The organism is Pseudomonas sp. SR18 (genome assembly GCF_023701505.1).
GTDB classification, from domain to species: domain Bacteria; phylum Pseudomonadota; class Gammaproteobacteria; order Pseudomonadales; family Pseudomonadaceae; genus Aquipseudomonas; species Aquipseudomonas cyclaminis.
Map to the genome: position 1 here is coordinate 317,482 of NZ_JAMQAU010000005.1, position 15,298 is coordinate 332,779.

Annotated in this window: 15 protein-coding genes; 10 read left to right on the forward strand and 5 right to left on the reverse strand. The window is 59.4% G+C overall.

What is annotated here, in order from left to right:
• Positions 1-32: 32 nt before the first annotated feature.
• The gene (locus tag NDJ82_RS10920; RefSeq protein ID WP_112194311.1) at positions 33-473 is read left to right on the forward strand and encodes a GlcG/HbpS family heme-binding protein; all 441 of its coding nucleotides are present in this window, start codon (positions 33-35) and stop codon (positions 471-473) included.
• Positions 474-571: 98 nt separating this feature from the next.
• Here the strand turns inward: NDJ82_RS10920 and NDJ82_RS10925 are convergent, their stop codons facing one another.
• Positions 572-1,177 (reverse strand): TetR/AcrR family transcriptional regulator, encoded by a 606-nt coding sequence (locus NDJ82_RS10925; protein WP_099586753.1) that lies wholly within the window; start codon positions 1,175-1,177, stop codon positions 572-574.
• A 133-nt stretch (positions 1,178-1,310) separates the two neighbouring features.
• Here NDJ82_RS10925 and NDJ82_RS10930 point away from each other — a divergent pair, with 133 nt between their 5' ends.
• On the forward strand, positions 1,311-2,225 hold the full coding sequence (locus NDJ82_RS10930; protein WP_191947399.1) for a DUF808 domain-containing protein: 915 nt from the start codon (positions 1,311-1,313) through the stop codon (positions 2,223-2,225).
• Between the two features lie 52 nt (positions 2,226-2,277).
• Here NDJ82_RS10930 and NDJ82_RS10935 read toward each other — a convergent pair whose 3' ends face one another.
• Positions 2,278-3,066: an MlaA family lipoprotein gene (locus NDJ82_RS10935; RefSeq protein WP_099586751.1), complete on the reverse strand. Its 789-nt coding sequence runs from the start codon at positions 3,064-3,066 to the stop codon at positions 2,278-2,280.
• Positions 3,059-4,357: a lipid asymmetry maintenance lipase MlaY gene (mlaY, locus tag NDJ82_RS10940; protein WP_099586750.1), complete on the reverse strand. Its 1,299-nt coding sequence runs from the start codon at positions 4,355-4,357 to the stop codon at positions 3,059-3,061. Before mlaY ends, NDJ82_RS10935 begins: the two co-directional genes overlap by 8 nt.
• A gap of 236 nt (positions 4,358-4,593) precedes the next feature.
• Between mlaY and NDJ82_RS10945 the strand changes: the two genes are divergently transcribed.
• Complete coding sequence (locus NDJ82_RS10945; RefSeq protein ID WP_112194315.1) at positions 4,594-4,962, forward strand: hypothetical protein; 369 nt, start codon at positions 4,594-4,596, stop codon at positions 4,960-4,962.
• A gap of 82 nt (positions 4,963-5,044) precedes the next feature.
• On the opposite strand, the gene NDJ82_RS10950 is transcribed toward NDJ82_RS10945, so the two are convergent.
• Positions 5,045-6,598 carry a glycoside hydrolase family 17 protein gene (locus NDJ82_RS10950; RefSeq protein WP_191959943.1) on the reverse strand — a complete coding sequence of 518 codons (1,554 nt, stop codon included), beginning with the start codon at positions 6,596-6,598 and terminating at the stop codon, positions 5,045-5,047.
• A 332-nt stretch (positions 6,599-6,930) separates the two neighbouring features.
• Between NDJ82_RS10950 and NDJ82_RS10955 the strand changes: the two genes are divergently transcribed.
• The 3 genes from NDJ82_RS10955 to NDJ82_RS10965 all read left to right on the forward strand — a co-directional run bounded on the left by NDJ82_RS10955 (position 6,931) and on the right by NDJ82_RS10965 (position 9,943).
• Positions 6,931-7,782, forward strand: coding sequence for a glycine betaine ABC transporter substrate-binding protein (locus NDJ82_RS10955; RefSeq protein WP_099586747.1), 852 nt, complete (start codon positions 6,931-6,933; stop codon positions 7,780-7,782).
• Positions 7,783-7,976: 194 nt separating this feature from the next.
• Positions 7,977-8,288 carry a DUF485 domain-containing protein gene (locus NDJ82_RS10960; protein WP_016972153.1) on the forward strand — a complete coding sequence of 104 codons (312 nt, stop codon included), beginning with the start codon at positions 7,977-7,979 and terminating at the stop codon, positions 8,286-8,288.
• Positions 8,285-9,943, forward strand: a complete 1,659-nt coding sequence (locus NDJ82_RS10965; protein WP_099586746.1) for a cation acetate symporter — start codon at positions 8,285-8,287, stop codon at positions 9,941-9,943. The genes NDJ82_RS10960 and NDJ82_RS10965 overlap by 4 nt, the downstream gene beginning before the upstream one ends.
• A gap of 241 nt (positions 9,944-10,184) precedes the next feature.
• On the opposite strand, the gene gltA is transcribed toward NDJ82_RS10965, so the two are convergent.
• Complete coding sequence (gene gltA / locus NDJ82_RS10970) at positions 10,185-11,474, reverse strand: citrate synthase (protein WP_099586745.1); 1,290 nt, start codon at positions 11,472-11,474, stop codon at positions 10,185-10,187.
• Between the two features lie 364 nt (positions 11,475-11,838).
• Between gltA and sdhC the strand changes: the two genes are divergently transcribed.
• The 4 genes from sdhC to NDJ82_RS10990 are packed head-to-tail and all read left to right on the forward strand — an operon-like array spanning position 11,839 to position 15,067.
• Positions 11,839-12,213 carry a succinate dehydrogenase, cytochrome b556 subunit gene (sdhC, locus tag NDJ82_RS10975; protein WP_016979564.1) on the forward strand — a complete coding sequence of 125 codons (375 nt, stop codon included), beginning with the start codon at positions 11,839-11,841 and terminating at the stop codon, positions 12,211-12,213.
• Positions 12,207-12,575, forward strand: a complete 369-nt coding sequence (sdhD, locus tag NDJ82_RS10980; RefSeq protein ID WP_003233245.1) for a succinate dehydrogenase, hydrophobic membrane anchor protein — start codon at positions 12,207-12,209, stop codon at positions 12,573-12,575. The genes sdhC and sdhD overlap by 7 nt, the downstream gene beginning before the upstream one ends.
• A gap of 3 nt (positions 12,576-12,578) precedes the next feature.
• Complete coding sequence (gene sdhA / locus NDJ82_RS10985; RefSeq protein ID WP_099586744.1) at positions 12,579-14,351, forward strand: succinate dehydrogenase flavoprotein subunit; 1,773 nt, start codon at positions 12,579-12,581, stop codon at positions 14,349-14,351.
• 11 nt (positions 14,352-14,362) lie between these two features.
• Positions 14,363-15,067 carry a succinate dehydrogenase iron-sulfur subunit gene (locus tag NDJ82_RS10990; RefSeq protein WP_005786573.1) on the forward strand — a complete coding sequence of 235 codons (705 nt, stop codon included), beginning with the start codon at positions 14,363-14,365 and terminating at the stop codon, positions 15,065-15,067.
• The last annotated feature ends 231 nt before the right edge of the window (positions 15,068-15,298 follow it).

The window sequence follows — 15,298 nt, forward strand, 5'->3', positions numbered from 1 at the left end:
CGCTTTCCCAATAACAAAAGAAGGACGGCACCATGAGCGCTTTAACCTTGAAACTCGCCACCCAACTGGCCGGCCAGGCCCTTGCCGCAGGCCGCACCATTGCTGCGGCACCGTTGACCATCGCGGTACTCGACAGCGGTGGTCACTTGATCGCCCTGCAGCGCGAAGACGGCGCCAGCCTGCTGCGCCCGCAAATCGCCATCGGCAAAGCCTGGGGCGCGATTGCCCTGGGCAAGGGCTCACGCTTGCTGGCGCTGGATGCGCAGCAACGACCGGCGTTTATCGCGGCGTTGAACAGCCTGGGGCAGGGCAGCGTGGTGCCGGCACCGGGTGGCGTGTTGATACGGGATCAGGACGGTGTGGTGCTGGGGGCGATCGGGATCAGCGGGGATACGTCGGATATTGACGAGCAGTGTGCGATTACGGCGATTGAGGGGGTGGGGTTGTTGGCGGATGCGGGGGTGTCAGCTTGATTTTTTGCTGACTGAAAAGGCCTCATCGGGGGCAAGCCCCCTCCCACATAAATTGTGGGAGGGGGCTTGCCCCCGATTGGCACAGGCTCCTCGGTGTATCAGTCCGGCTCACAGCCCTTGAGCACCAACCGAATAATCGTCTGCGCCGCCGCTTCATAATCCGCTTCATCCAGCTTGGCCTTGCCGGTCACCGCCGAAATCTGCCAGTCAAAGTCCGCGTACGTCTGGGTCGCCGCCCAGATGCTGAACATCAAGTGATTGGGGTCGATGGCCGCGATCAAGCCCCGGTCCACCCAGCTCTGGATGCATTGGATATTGTGCTTGGCCTGGGCATTGAGCTGTTCGACCTGCTCGGCGCTCAGGTGCGGCGCGCCGTGCATGATTTCGCTGGCGAACACCTTGGAGGCAAACGGCAGGTCGCGGGAGATGCGGATTTTCGAGCGGATGTAGTTGCTCAGCACCACCGAAGGCTCGCCGTCCGGATTGAACGGCGTGGAAGCCGCCAGGATCGGCTCGATAATGCTTTCGAGCACCTCGCGGTAGAGGTTGTCCTTGGACTTGAAGTAGTAATAGACGTTGGGCTTGGGCAGCCCGGCCTTGGCGGCAATATCGCTGGTTTTGGTCGCGGCGAAGCCCTTGTCGGCAAACTCCTCGCTCGCCGCCCGCAGGATTTTTTCTTTGTTGCGCTCGCGAATGCTGCTCATAAACCAGGAGTTTCCTTGCCAATACCGGCGGTTGCGCATGGTAGCACCGGCCATCCGCGTGCCTCAACAATGTGCCCGTAAAGCCCTGCGCCGCGTTATGCTCGCGCCATCCCCCTCTAAGGAAGTCCGATTCATGGCAGGAAGCAGCTTGTTGGTATTGATCGACGACATCGCCGCGGTACTCGATGACGTTGCCTTGATGACAAAAATGGCCGCGAAGAAGACCTCCGGCGTGCTGGGCGACGACCTGGCGCTCAACGCCCAACAGGTCTCCGGCGTGCGTGCCGAGCGTGAAATTCCCGTGGTGTGGGCGGTGGCCAAGGGCTCGTTCGTCAATAAGCTGATCCTGGTGCCCACCGCACTCCTGATCAGCGCTTTTGCGCCCTGGGCGGTGACGCCGCTGTTGATGCTCGGCGGCGCCTACCTGTGTTTCGAAGGCTTCGAGAAACTCGCCCACAAATTCCTCCACAGCAAAGCCGAAGACCAGGCCCAACACGCGCAATTGGCCGACGCCGTTGCGGACCCGGCGACCGATCTGGTGGCGTTCGAGAAGGACAAGATCAAAGGCGCGATCCGCACCGACTTCATCCTCTCCGCGGAAATCATCGCCATCACCCTGGGCATCGTTGCCGACGCGCAGTTGACCCAGCAGGTCATCGTGCTGTCGGGCATCGCCATTGTCATGACCGTGGGCGTTTACGGGCTGGTGGCCGGTATCGTCAAGCTGGACGACCTGGGCCTGTGGCTCACCCAGAAGCCCGGGCAGGTGGCGCGCAGCATCGGCGGCGCGATCCTGAGTGCAGCGCCGTACATGATGAAAAGCCTGTCGGTGATCGGCACGGCGGCGATGTTCATGGTCGGTGGCGGCATCCTCACCCACGGCGTGCCGGTGGTGCATCACTGGATAGAATCGGTGAGCCAGGGCGCGGGTGCCGTGGCGTGGTTGATGCCGACGTTGCTCAATGCGGTGGCGGGGATTATTGCGGGGGCGGTGGTGTTGGCGCTGGTCAGTGTGGTCGGCAAGGCCTGGAAAGCAATCAGGGCTTAAATCGCAGACATAAAAAAGGCCATTCATTCGAATGGCCTTTTGTCGGTGCTATTTACTCGGCAATCTGCAACTTGCGCGATTCCGTGTAGATATAGCGCACCTTCTCATACTCAAACGGCGAGTTCATCTGACCATAACGGAAGCTGGTCTGGTAGCGCTTGTCCACCGCGCGCAGGGCCCAGACTTCCGGGTGGTTGGAGCTGACTTCGGAAACGTTGAGGAAGTTGATCTGGGATTCTGCGGTGTAGTCCACCAGCAAGCCGCCGGTATCGCGCAGGTTCGATGGGCCGAAGACCGGCAGCACCAGATAGGCCCCGCCAGGAACACCGTAGAAGCCCAGGGTCTGGCCGAAGTCTTCGCTCTGGCGCGGCAGGCCCATGGCGGTGGCCGGGTCCCACAGGCCCGCGATGCCGACGGTGGTGTTGAGCAGCAGGCGCCCGGTGGTTTCCAGGGAGCGGTGGCCTTTGAGCTGCAGCAGGCTGTTCAACAGGTTGGGCACGTCGCCCAGGTTGTTGAAGAAGTTGCTCACGCCGGTGCGCAGGAAACTCGGGGTCACGTACTTGTAGCCGTCGACCACGGGCAGGAACACCCATTGGTCGAAGCGGTAGTTGAAGTGGTACACGCGCCGGTTCCACGATTCGAGCGGGTCATACACGTTGAGCGCGTTGACAGATGAGCGTTCGAATTCGCGCTGGTCCAGGCCCGGGTTGAATTTGAGTTTGCTCAACGGCTCTTTGAAACCGTCGGAATCCACCACGATCGGCGCGTTAGCCTTGCTGTTGTCGGCATTGGCTACGCCCGCACACATCAGGGCGGCGAGCAGCAGAAAGTATTTAGCCACGGAAGAACTCCAGCATGGCGTCGGCGTTGACGCGGTAATTGAGGTTGCCGCAGTGGCCGCCCAGTGGGTAGACGGTCAAGCGATCGCCGAAGGTTTTACGCAGGAAACCCAGGTCGCCGGGGCCGAGGATCACATCGTCGGCGTTGTGCATGACGGCGATTTTCGGGCTGGCGTGCAGGTAATCCTTGAGGGCGTACAGGCTGACCTGGTCAACCAGTTGCAACAGGCTGCCGCCGTCGGAACGGGCGCGCCACATCGGGATCACTTGTTCGGTGAGGTAGCAGTCGAAATCGCATTGCAGCGCACGCTTGAGGAACGGCGTAAGGCTGGTGCCTTCGGTGATCGGGTACTTCGGTGGGATGATCAGGCCGCGACGGTTGATCAGGTCCGAGGTAAAGGCAATGTCGGCCGCCGAAAAGCGGAACGAGGTGCCGATCAGCATGGCCATCTGTTCGTTGGTCAGGTGCTGCTTGGATTGCTGGAAGTCGTAGAGCAGGGCGTCGTTGAGGTCGATATAGCCCTTTTGCTGGAAGTAGCGGGTCAGCTTGTTCAGCACCAGTTCATAGAAGGTGGTGGTGTTGTTGATGCCCTTGACCTCGGTCTGTACCAGCTTGTCGAGGTTGGTAATCGAGGTGTAGAGGTTGACCGGCGGGTTGAGCAGCAACACTTTCTTGAAGTTGAAGCTGCGGCGGGTCTCGTCCAGCTTGGCAACAAATGCCGCATCCAGGGCACCAAGGCTGTAGCCGGAGAGGTAGAAATCAGTCACCGGCAGCGAAGCGTTCTGTGCACGTACGGCCTGCATCACGCGGTACATGTCTTCGGCGTCTTCCTGGGTGATCCCCGGAGTGGCGAAGCGGGAGGCGGCACTGATGAAGTCAAAGCTGGTGGGCGACGACAGTTGCACCACGTGGTAGCCGGCCTGGTAATACAGTTTTTTCAGGTATTCGTTGATGCTGCTATCGAACCGCGCGCCGGTGCCCGCGATCAGGAAGATCAGCGGCGCGGCGCGGTCCTGCTTGGCGATGCGGTAGGTGAGTTTCTTCACCGCCCAGAAGTTGTCCGGCAGGCTGAACTCGCGCTCGGGGCGCATGTTCAGGGTGTAGTCGGACTGATTGATCTCGTCATCGCTGGGCAATGTCGGCCGAAGGTCAGGCGGGGTGGTGGCGATGGTCGCTTCGAACGGGTTGGTCAAAGGGTAGCCATAGCTGGCTTGGTCAATGTCGACCGCCAGTGCTGACGCACTCAAAAAAAGGCTGCCCAACAGGGCGGCACAGCGCAAGGAACGGAGCATGACTAAATCCCTAAGAGGAAACGTGCTGAATGAAGTTCGCAGGCTATGACCACCGTGCTATCTCCGAAGTGCCAGCCTTCGGCACGAAAAGTCGGAAATAAACGTCGGAATCGGGGTAATAGTAGCCAGACGATACACTTTGCCACGCATTGGTGAACACTAATTGTGTGTATGTCCCTTGATAACGGCTGCGGGGGGATTAAGCTGGGCGCCGTTTTTGCCTATCGGAGTGCCCCATGTCCCGTCGTTTGCCGCTGATTTTGCTGCTTATTGCCCTGCCATTATGGCTGGCCGCCAGTTATGGTGCGCGCTACGGTTTTATGGAAGATGGCCGCTGGGTGGGGATTTGCGCTGACGAGGCCAGCCGCTGGGAATGCCAGCTGCGTGGGAACCTGGGGTTGATGATTCACTTCAAGGTGCTGGGCTGGGCGGCGCTGATCACCTCGGTGCTGGCGTTTTTCGTGCCGGGCCGCGCAGGCTGGGGTTTGGCGGTGTTGGGGCTGGTGTTCGGGTTGCCGGCGCTGGCGTTGTACAACACCACATTTGCGGTGTTTGCGGTGGTGATTGCGGGGTTGCGGTTGGTCAGGCAGCCTCGGGGCGCCTGATAGGGCCAATCGGGGGCAAACTCCCTCCCACCTTTGGAATACGTTCTCGTGTGGGAGGGGGCTTGCCCCCCCGATAGCGGTCTTAGGCCCTGCGCACCCGCAAGCACCGCCACAAAGCCACCACCATCAACCCGCTGACCAGCGCCCAACCCCATGCCTGCTGGTTCAACAGGCCTTCTCGGTACAGCTGCGGCGCGATACCGGCGCCGATAATGAAGGTCAGCAGCGCGATTTCCCGACGCGGCCCGGTCACCGGGCGAACCATGTACACCAGGGCCGGCAGCAGCAGTGCCGCACTCGGGAAGCTGCGGTAGCGTGGGTCAAACACCAGTGCGAGCATCATCACCGCACCCGCGAACCCAGCGATTGCCACCAGCCAGCCTGCACGTTGTTCCAGCCAGATGAACGCCCGTTCGCGCCAGCCTTCACGGGCACTCAAGGCCAGGGCCGCGTGAGCCAGCACCAGCAGGTTCAGCGCCACGAGTAAGCCGGCCCACACCCACTCATCAGTAAAGCGTGCAGTCACACGGGTCAGTTCGGCCCAGGAGCCGATGGAACAGGCTGCCACTGCGCCGAGCAACGGCAGCAGGATCGCGGCACGTGTCCTGCGAACCCGGCCGCCGAGCGCCAGCGTCCCCAGCAGGATGAGGCCACCCACCCCCAACCACAGCGGCCAGTACGGCACATTGGTCACAGGCCCGGCGAGAATGCCCTTTTCCTGGCGATCAGCATCGAACAGGCCCCAGTAGCCGCCTACCGCACCTTCGCTGGCGCGCTTCCACGGCTGGTCGAACGCTTCGATCAGGTTATAGCGCCAGCCATTGGCTTCAGCCATGGCCACAAAGCCGCGCATGAACTTGGCTTCATTGACCCGGCTCGGCACGGCCGTTTCACGCTGGCGACCTTCGCTGGGCCAGCCGGTTTCGCCGATCAGCACGTCCTTGGGCGCGAACTTGTTGCCGAAGGTCTGGCGCACATCGCCCACGTGCTTGAGGGCCTGGTCGATGCTCGACGGATCATCTTCCCAGTAGGGCAGCAGGTGAATGGTCAGGAAGTCCACCGCCGGGGCGATTTCCGGGTGTTGCAGCCAGAACTCCCAGACGTCGGCGTAGGTGACGGGTTGTTTGATCTGGCTTTTGACGGTCTGGATCAGCTTCACCAGTTGCGCGGCGGTGACTTCCTTGCGCAGCAGGGCTTCGTTGCCGACGATCACCGAGGTCACGACGTCCGGGTTGGCGTTGGCCGCCGCGATCAGCTCATCGATCTCTTTTTCGGTGGCCACCGGATCACTGCTGACCCACGCGCCGGCCATCACCTTCAAGCCATGTTTGCGCGCCATGTCGGGCAGGGCTTCCAGGCCGGTCATCGAGTAGGTGCGGATGCATTCGAAGCGGGTGGCCAGCAGGGCCAGGTCGGCGTCCATGCGCTCGGGGCGCAGCTTGAACGGCTGGTCGAAGGGGGATTGGTCTTTATCGAACGGCGTGTAGGACGCGCATTGCAGTTTATGGCTGGCACTGGCGACATCCGGCAGCACCACTGGACGGCCGAGGCCATACCAATAGCCGACCAGGGCCAGCAGGCCGAGGATCAGGGCGAAGCAATAGGGCAGGGCAGGGAAGCGGGCAGTCGCGGGCATGGTCGGCTTATCTGGGGGAGCAAAGGCGCGCATCTTACCCGGATTTGTCCCTTCCCAGTGGGGCTGCATGATTTTGACATGCAAAGTTCGGGCGGAATATTGACGCCATGTTCCAGGAAACGTCCTGCTGGCGATGTGATGTCGTTTCTTGCTTGCATAAGGTCGCTGACAGAGCAGGTCGACGGCGTCGGCAGGTTGATGATCAGGGTGTCAGCATTCCACTGATGTCGCAGCCACCGGATCGATGCGCGTGAAGGCGGCGCGGTGCACCACATAACAACAGGTTGACGTCGCTCGGCATCCGTCGGGCGCAGCACTTTCGGGGAAGTACGATGAAGATGCGACGACTCTTGGGCGCAGCTGCCACTCTGGTAGTTGCGATGAGCTCCACACTGGCCAGCGCCGACAGCAAAACCCTGAGCATCGGCTACGTGGATGGTTGGTCGGACAGCGTTGCCACCACTCATGTGGCGGCAGAAGTGATCAAGCAAAAGCTCGGTTATGACGTGAAACTGCAAGCGGTCGCCACTGGGATCATGTGGCAAGGCGTGGCCACCGGCAAACTCGACGCCATGCTGTCCGCCTGGCTGCCCGTGACCCACGGTGAGTACTGGACCAAGAACAAGGACAAGGTGGTCGACTACGGCCCCAACTTCAAGGATGCGAAGATCGGTCTGATCGTGCCGGAGTACGTCAAGGCAAAGTCCATCGAGGACCTCAAGACCGACACCACCTTCAAGAACAAAATCGTCGGTATCGACGCCGGTTCAGGCGTGATGCTCAAGACCGACGAAGCGATCAAGGCCTACGGCCTGGACTACAAGCTGCAGGCCAGTTCGGGCGCAGCCATGATCGCCGAACTGACCCGTGCCGAAGACAAGCAGGAATCCATTGCGGTTACCGGTTGGGTGCCACACTGGATGTTCGCCAAGTGGAAACTGCGCTTCCTGGACGATCCAAAAGGGATCTACGGTGCTGCTGAAACCGTCAACAGCATCGGCAGCAAGGGCCTGGAGAAGAAAGCGCCGGAAGTCGCGGCCTTCCTGAAGAAATTCCAGTGGGCCTCCAAGGATGAAATCGGCGAAGTCATGCTCGCTATCCAGGAAGGCGCCAAGCCTGACGCAGCGGCCAAGGATTGGGTCGCCAAGCACCCTGAACGTGTAGCCGAATGGCTCGCTAAGTAAATTCCCCGATGCACCTTTGTGGGAGGGGGCACGCCCCCTCCCACATTAATATTTGTCCCCCGCAAATCTTCCTGTGTTCTCACAAACCCTCGCTACACTCGATCTACTACTAAGGTCGTCTGGAACCTGTTCCGCAGCCGCATACAGTAGCTATGTTCCAATAATAAAAAAGCTGTGCTGCGAGGATAAAAACAATGAACGACAGCATTTACCTCTCGATTCAAAACAGCCCGCGTTTCAAGGAGCTGGTGAGAAAAAGGGAACGATTCGCCTGGATTCTCTCGGCAATCATGCTAGGGCTTTACTCCGCTTTCATCCTGTTGATCGCCTACGGGCCACAAGTGCTGGGGGCCAAGCTCAGCCCCGGTTCGTCGATTACCTGGGGCATTCCCCTGGGCGTCGGGCTGATTGTGTCCGCCTTCATCCTGACCGGCATCTATGTGCGCCGGGCCAACGGCGAGTTTGACGACCTGAACAATGCGATTCTCAAGGAGGCTGCGCAATGATTCGGCGTCTATTGGCAATATTCGGCGCTTCACTGTTTGCTCCGGCCGTTTGGGCGGCGGACGCATTGACCGGTGCAGTGCAAAAGCAACCGTTGAACGTCTCGGCCATCGTGATGTTCGTCGCGTTCGTCGGTGCCACCTTGTGCATCACTTACTGGGCTTCCAAGCGTAACAAGTCCGCAGCCGACTACTATGCGGCTGGCGGCAAGATCACGGGTTTCCAGAACGGCCTGGCGATTGCTGGCGACTATATGTCGGCGGCGTCGTTCCTGGGTATTTCCGCGCTGGTGTACACCTCTGGCTACGATGGCCTGATCTACTCGATCGGTTTTCTGGTGGGCTGGCCGATCATTCTGTTCCTGATCGCCGAGCGCCTGCGCAACCTGGGCAAATACACGTTTGCCGACGTGGCGTCGTACCGTTTGGGGCAAACCCAGATCCGCACCCTGTCGGCGTGTGGGTCGCTGGTGGTAGTGGCGTTCTACTTGATCGCGCAGATGGTGGGCGCGGGCAAATTGATCCAACTGCTGTTCGGCCTGGATTACCACGTTGCAGTGATCCTGGTGGGCATCCTGATGTGCATGTATGTGCTCTTCGGCGGCATGCTGGCGACCACCTGGGTGCAGATCATCAAGGCGGTGCTGTTGCTGTCGGGTGCTTCGTTCATGGCGCTGATGGTGATGAAGCACGTCAACTTCGACTTCAACATGCTGTTCTCCGAGGCGATCAAGGTTCACCCTAAAGGTGAGGCGATCATGAGTCCCGGCGGTCTGGTGAAAGATCCGATCTCCGCATTCTCCCTGGGCCTGGCCTTGATGTTTGGTACCGCCGGCCTGCCGCACATCCTGATGCGCTTCTTCACCGTAAGCGACGCCAAGGAAGCGCGTAAGAGCGTGCTGTATGCCACTGGCTTTATCGGCTACTTCTATATCCTGACCTTTATCATCGGCTTTGGCGCGATCCTGCTGGTCAGCACCAATCCGGCGTTCAAGGATGCAGCTGGCGCCTTGCTGGGCGGTAACAACATGGCAGCGGTGCATCTGGCCAACGCGGTGGGTGGCAGTATCTTCCTGGGCTTCATCTCGGCCGTGGCCTTCGCCACCATCCTGGCCGTGGTTGCAGGTTTGACCCTGGCCGGCGCTTCGGCGGTGTCCCACGACCTGTACGCCAGCGTGATCAAGAAAGGCAAAACCAACGACAAGGATGAGATTCGCGTGTCGAAGATCACCACCGTGGCCTTGGGTGTATTGGCAATCGGCCTGGGTATCCTGTTCGAAAGCCAGAACATCGCGTTCATGGTTGGCCTGGCGTTTTCCATTGCCGCGAGCTGTAACTTCCCGGTACTGCTGCTTTCCATGTACTGGAAAAACCTCACCACCCGTGGCGCCATGATCGGCGGCTGGCTGGGCTTGATCAGCGCCGTTGGCCTGATGATCCTTGGCCCGACCATTTGGGTCTCGATCCTGCACCATGAAAAAGCCATCTTCCCGTACGAATACCCGGCGCTGTTCTCAATGATCATCGCGTTCGTGGGTATCTGGTTCTTCTCCATCACCGACAAGTCGGCGGCGGCAGAGAAAGAGCGTGCGCTGTACTTCCCGCAGTTTGTGCGTTCGCAGACTGGCCTTGGGGCGAGCGGGGCGGTTAATCACTAAGATTTAGCTGGATAAGAAATACCCCGGTCGAAAGGCCGGGGTATTTTTTTGCCTTGGGTTTTGTGGTGTTTGTGCCAATGCCATCGGGGGCAAGCCCCCTCCCACAGTTAACCGAGCCCATCTTTTGGAATGCAGCTCAATGTGGGAGGGGGCTTGCCCCCCGATAGCGGTAGACCAGGCAACACCAACAAAAACGGCCTCCACTAAGGGAGGCCGTTTTCAGTACAACTAAGCGGATTGCTTACTTGCGATCTTCCAACTTGGAGATATCACGCGACTCGTAGCCGGTGTACAGCTGGCGCGGGCGGCCAATCTTGTACGGGCTGGAGAGCATTTCTTTCCAGTGGGAGATCCAGCCCACGGTCCGCGCCAGGGCGAAGATCACGGTGAACATGCTGGTAGGAATGCCGATCGCCTTGAGGATGATCCCCGAGTAGAAGTCGACGTTCGGGTACAGCGAGCGTTCGATGAAGTACGGGTCGGTCAGGGCGATCTCTTCCAGGCGCATGGCCAGTTCGAGTTGCGGATCGTTTTTGATGCCCAGTTCCTTCAACACTTCGTCGCAGGTCTTCTTCATCACGGTGGCGCGCGGGTCGCGGTTCTTGTAGACCCGGTGACCGAAGCCCATCAGCTTGAACGGATCGTTCTTGTCCTTGGCCTTGGCGATGAATTTGTCGATGTTCGAGACATCGCCGATTTCATCGAGCATGGTCAATACGGCTTCGTTCGCACCGCCGTGGGCAGGGCCCCACAGTGCGGCGATACCGGCGGCGATACAGGCGAACGGGTTGGCGCCCGAAGAGCCTGCCAGGCGTACGGTGGACGTCGAGGCGTTCTGTTCGTGGTCGGCGTGGAGGATGAAGATCTTGTCCATCGCAGCGGCCAGCACCGGGCTGATCGGTTTGATCTCGCACGGCGTGTTGAACATCATGTGCAGGAAGTTTTCCGCGTACGTCAGGTCGTTGCGCGGGTACATCATGGGTTGACCCATGGAGTACTTGTAAACCATTGCGGCCAGCGTCGGCATCTTCGCAACCAGGCGGATCGCGGAGATTTCGCGATGCTGCGGGTTATTGATGTCGAGGGAGTCGTGATAGAAGGCCGACAGGGCGCCAACCACGCCGCACATGACGGCCATCGGGTGGGCGTCGCGACGGAAGCCGTTGAAGAAGGTCTTCAACTGCTCGTGAACCATGGTGTGGTTCTTCACGGTGCTGACGAACTGGGCTTTTTGCTCGGCTGTTGGCAGTTCGCCATTTAGCAGCAGGTAGCAGGTTTCCAGGTAGTCCGACTTTTCAGCCAGTTGCTCGATCGGGTAGCCCCGATGTAGCAGGATGCCATTATCGCCGTCGATATAGGTGATCTTCGACTCGCAAGAGGCGGTCGACATGAAGCCTGGGTCGAAAGTGAAACGGCCCGTGGCCGTCAGGCCCCGTACGTCGATAACATCGGGACCAACGGTGCCGGTTAAAATGGGCAGCTCGACGGGGGCTGCGCCCTCGATGATCAACTGCGCTTTTTTGTCAGCCATGTGGCCTCCTATTTATGCTTCAAATCATCAGACAGACCCCCCACGCAGGGCCCGCACCACTATAGTGAGATAAATTCAGATGTCAATTTGCCTAAAGTCTTGCCCCAGAAGGCTTTAACCGTACTTTTTCCTCGAAATTGGCTGCCATTTACGCCTTTTATCCCGCCAGCGCAATCCGCTATTAGGGTGAGGTGCGCGCGTTGTCATTAGTAACCTAACTGTCTATACTCGGCCACCGACCGCCAAGGGCTTTTGGGCTTGCTTTCATTGGGGGTCGCACTCCCTGGGTGGTGCTTACCTGACCAGTGCACTCCCCAACAACTTTGCCCTGATTGTTAGGGGCTCTTCAGTGTGAAAAAAAGCCGTGAATAGCCAACGACCTGTAAACCTAGACCTAAGGACCATCAAACTCCCCATCACCGGCGTTACGTCGTTCCTGCACCGTGTTTCCGGCATCATCCTGTTCCTGGGCTTGGGCATCATGCTTTATGCATTGAGCAAATCCCTGGGTTCCGAGGAAGGTTACGCCGAGGTGAAGGCATGCTTGACCAGCCCGCTGGCCAAGTTCGTAGCATGGGGCCTCCTGTCCGCTCTGCTGTATCACCTGGTAGCCGGTGTGCGCCACTTGATCATGGATGCGGGTATCGGTGAGACGCTGGAAGGCGGCCGCCTGGGCTCGAAAATCATCATCGCCATTTCCGTGGTGCTGATCGTTCTGGCAGGAGTTTGGATATGGTAACCAGCGTTACGAACCTTTCGCGTTCGGGCCTCTATGACTGGATGGCACAACGTGTGTCTGCGGTCGTTCTCGCGGCTTATTTCATTTTCCTGATCGGATACCTCGTCGCAAACCCGGGCATCGGCTATGAGCAATGGCACGGCCTGTTTGCCCACAATGCGATGCGAATCTTCAGTCTGCTGGCCCTTGTAGCCCTGGGCGCTCACGCCTGGGTCGGCATGTGGACCATCGCGACTGACTACCTGACGCCGATGGCGCTGGGCAAGTCCGCGACTGCAGTCCGTTTTCTCTTCCAGGCAGTCTGCGGCATTGCGATGTTCGCTTACTTCGTCTGGGGTGTGCAGATTCTTTGGGGTATCTGATTCATGGCTAACATTCCAACTATTTCCTTCGACGCCATCATTATTGGCGGCGGCGGTGCTGGCATGCGCGCAGCGCTGCAGCTGGCCCAGGGTGGTCACAAGACTGCCGTGATCACCAAGGTGTTCCCGACCCGTTCCCACACCGTATCGGCCCAGGGTGGCATCACCTGCGCTATCGCGTCTGCGGACCCGAACGATGACTGGCGCTGGCACATGTACGATACCGTCAAGGGTTCCGACTACATCGGTGACCAGGACGCTATCGAATACATGTGTCAGGAAGGCCCTGCGGCGGTGTTCGAGCTGGACCACATGGGTCTGCCGTTCTCCCGTACCGAGCAAGGTCGTATCTACCAGCGTCCATTCGGCGGCCAGTCGAAGGATTACGGTAAAGGCGGCCAGGCTGCCCGTACTTGCGCGGCTTCCGACCGTACCGGTCACGCGCTGCTGCACACCCTTTATCAGGGCAACCTGAAAGCCGGTACCACGTTCCTGAACGAGTACTACGCCGTCGATCTGGTGAAGAACGGCAAGGGCGAGTTCGTCGGCGTGATCGCCATCTGCATCGAAACCGGTGAAACCACCTACATCCGCGCCAAGGCGACTGTTCTGGCGACTGGCGGTGCAGGTCGTATCTACGCGTCGACCACCAATGCCCTGATCAACACCGGTGACGGCGTCGGCATGGCACTGCGTGCTGGCGTGCCGGTGCAAGACATCGAAATGTGGCAGTTCCACCCGACCGGCATCGCCGGCGCTGGTGTACTGGTGACTGAAGGTTGCCGTGGTGAAGGTGGTTACCTGATCAACAAGCACGGCGAGCGTTTCATGGAGCGTTATGCTCCGAACGCCAAGGACCTTGCAGGTCGTGACGTTGTAGCCCGTTCCATGGTTAAAGAGATCATCGCCGGTAACGGCTGTGGCCCGAACGGCGACCACGTGATGCTCAAGCTCGATCACCTGGGCGAGGAAGTGCTGCACAGCCGCCTGCCAGGTATCTGTGAGCTGTCCAAGACCTTTGCTCACGTTGACCCGGTACTGGCTCCGGTTCCGGTTGTTCCAACTTGCCACTATATGATGGGCGGCGTGCCGACCAACATTCATGGCCAGGCGATCACCCAGAACGCTGAAGGTGTGGATGAGATCATCCATGGCCTGTTCGCAGTAGGCGAAGTCGCCTGCGTATCGGTACACGGTGCCAACCGTCTGGGCGGCAACTCGCTGCTCGACCTGGTGGTATTCGGCCGTGCGGCCGGCCTGCACCTGGAAAAAGCGCTGACTGACGGCATCGAATACGATGACGCCACCGACGCCAACATCGAAACTGCCCTGGCCCGCCTGAACGCCCTGAACGAGCGCACTGATGGCGAAGACGTGGCAACCCTGCGTCGCGAGCTGCAAAGCTGCATGCAGAACTACTTCGGTGTGTTCCGTACCGGCGAATACATGCAGAAGGGTATTGCCCAGCTGGCTGACCTGCGTACGCGCATCGCCAACGTCAAGATCAACGATAAGAGCCAGGCGTTCAACACCGCTCGTATCGAAGCCCTTGAGCTGCAAAACCTGCTGGAAGTGGCTGAAGCGACGGCGATCGCCGCCGAGGTTCGTAAAGAATCCCGTGGCGCCCACGCTCGTGAAGACTTTGAAGACCGCGATGACGAAAACTGGTTGTGCCACACCCTGTACTTCCCGGGTGACAAGCGCGTAACCAAGCGTGCCGTGAACTTCTCGCCGAAGACGGTTCCGACGTTTGAACCGAAGATTCGGACTTACTAAGGGTGGCTGCCATGTTGAAAGTCAGTGTTTATCGCTACAACCCTGATCAGGACGCTGCGCCGTTCATGCAGGAGTTCCAGGTCGATACCGGTGGTAAAGACCTGATGGTGCTGGATGTATTGGCACTGATCAAAGAGCAGGATGAAGGTTTCTCCTACCGTCGCTCTTGCCGTGAGGGCGTTTGCGGCTCCGACGGCATGAACATCAACGGCAAAAACGGCCTGGCGTGCATCACGCCGCTGTCCGCCGTGGTGAAAGGCAACAAGCTGATCGTTCGTCCTCTGCCAGGTTTGCCGGTTATCCGTGACCTGGTCGTCGATATGAGCATCTTCTACAAGCAATACGAAAAAGTTAAGCCGTTCCTGCAGAACGACACGCCGGCTCCGGCCATCGAGCGTCTGCAGTCCCCTGAAGAGCGTGAAAAGCTCGACGGTCTGTACGAGTGCATCCTGTGCGCCTGCTGCTCGACCTCGTGCCCGTCCTTCTGGTGGAACCCGGACAAGTTCCTGGGTCCAGCTGCCCTGCTGCAAGCGTACCGCTTCCTGGCAGACAGCCGTGATACCAAGACGTCCGAGCGTCTGGCTTCGCTGGATGACCCGTTCAGCGTATTCCGCTGCCGCGGGATCATGAACTGCGTCAACGTATGTCCCAAAGGCCTGAACCCGACTAAGGCCATTGGTCACATCCGTAACATGCTGCTGCACAGCGGCGTGTAACCGACGTTGTAACAAAGCAGGACCGTTGTGCCCGTAAATGCTGCGGCGCAGGCTTCAACCGGCGCCGTAGTTTTAACTTGAGCAGCGACTTACAAAGCCGCGGCTCTTATTTTGAAGAAATGAGACAAGCAGGGGCATTCGGGTTGGTACCCGAACTATCAGCGTGATCCTAAGTGGCTTGTTTTGGTCGCTGCACTTGGCCTTTTGCAAGCAAACTCGGTGTTTTCGCCG

Coding starts and splice junctions, on each gene's coding strand:
- mlaY (WP_099586750.1), bottom strand. CDS start 4,357: ATGCTCCGTTCCTTGCGCTGTGCCGCCCTGTTGGGCAGCCTTTTTTTG.
- NDJ82_RS10955 (WP_099586747.1), top strand. CDS start 6,931: ATGAAGATGCGACGACTCTTGGGCGCAGCTGCCACTCTGGTAGTTGCG.
- sdhA (WP_099586744.1), top strand. CDS start 12,579: ATGGCTAACATTCCAACTATTTCCTTCGACGCCATCATTATTGGCGGC.
- NDJ82_RS10930 (WP_191947399.1), top strand. CDS start 1,311: ATGGCAGGAAGCAGCTTGTTGGTATTGATCGACGACATCGCCGCGGTA.
- NDJ82_RS10965 (WP_099586746.1), top strand. CDS start 8,285: ATGATTCGGCGTCTATTGGCAATATTCGGCGCTTCACTGTTTGCTCCG.
- gltA (WP_099586745.1), bottom strand. CDS start 11,474: ATGGCTGACAAAAAAGCGCAGTTGATCATCGAGGGCGCAGCCCCCGTC.
- NDJ82_RS10945 (WP_112194315.1), top strand. CDS start 4,594: ATGTCCCGTCGTTTGCCGCTGATTTTGCTGCTTATTGCCCTGCCATTA.
- NDJ82_RS10950 (WP_191959943.1), bottom strand. CDS start 6,598: ATGCCCGCGACTGCCCGCTTCCCTGCCCTGCCCTATTGCTTCGCCCTG.
- sdhD (WP_003233245.1), top strand. CDS start 12,207: ATGGTAACCAGCGTTACGAACCTTTCGCGTTCGGGCCTCTATGACTGG.
- NDJ82_RS10960 (WP_016972153.1), top strand. CDS start 7,977: ATGAACGACAGCATTTACCTCTCGATTCAAAACAGCCCGCGTTTCAAG.
- NDJ82_RS10920 (WP_112194311.1), top strand. CDS start 33: ATGAGCGCTTTAACCTTGAAACTCGCCACCCAACTGGCCGGCCAGGCC.
- NDJ82_RS10990 (WP_005786573.1), top strand. CDS start 14,363: ATGTTGAAAGTCAGTGTTTATCGCTACAACCCTGATCAGGACGCTGCG.
- NDJ82_RS10925 (WP_099586753.1), bottom strand. CDS start 1,177: ATGAGCAGCATTCGCGAGCGCAACAAAGAAAAAATCCTGCGGGCGGCG.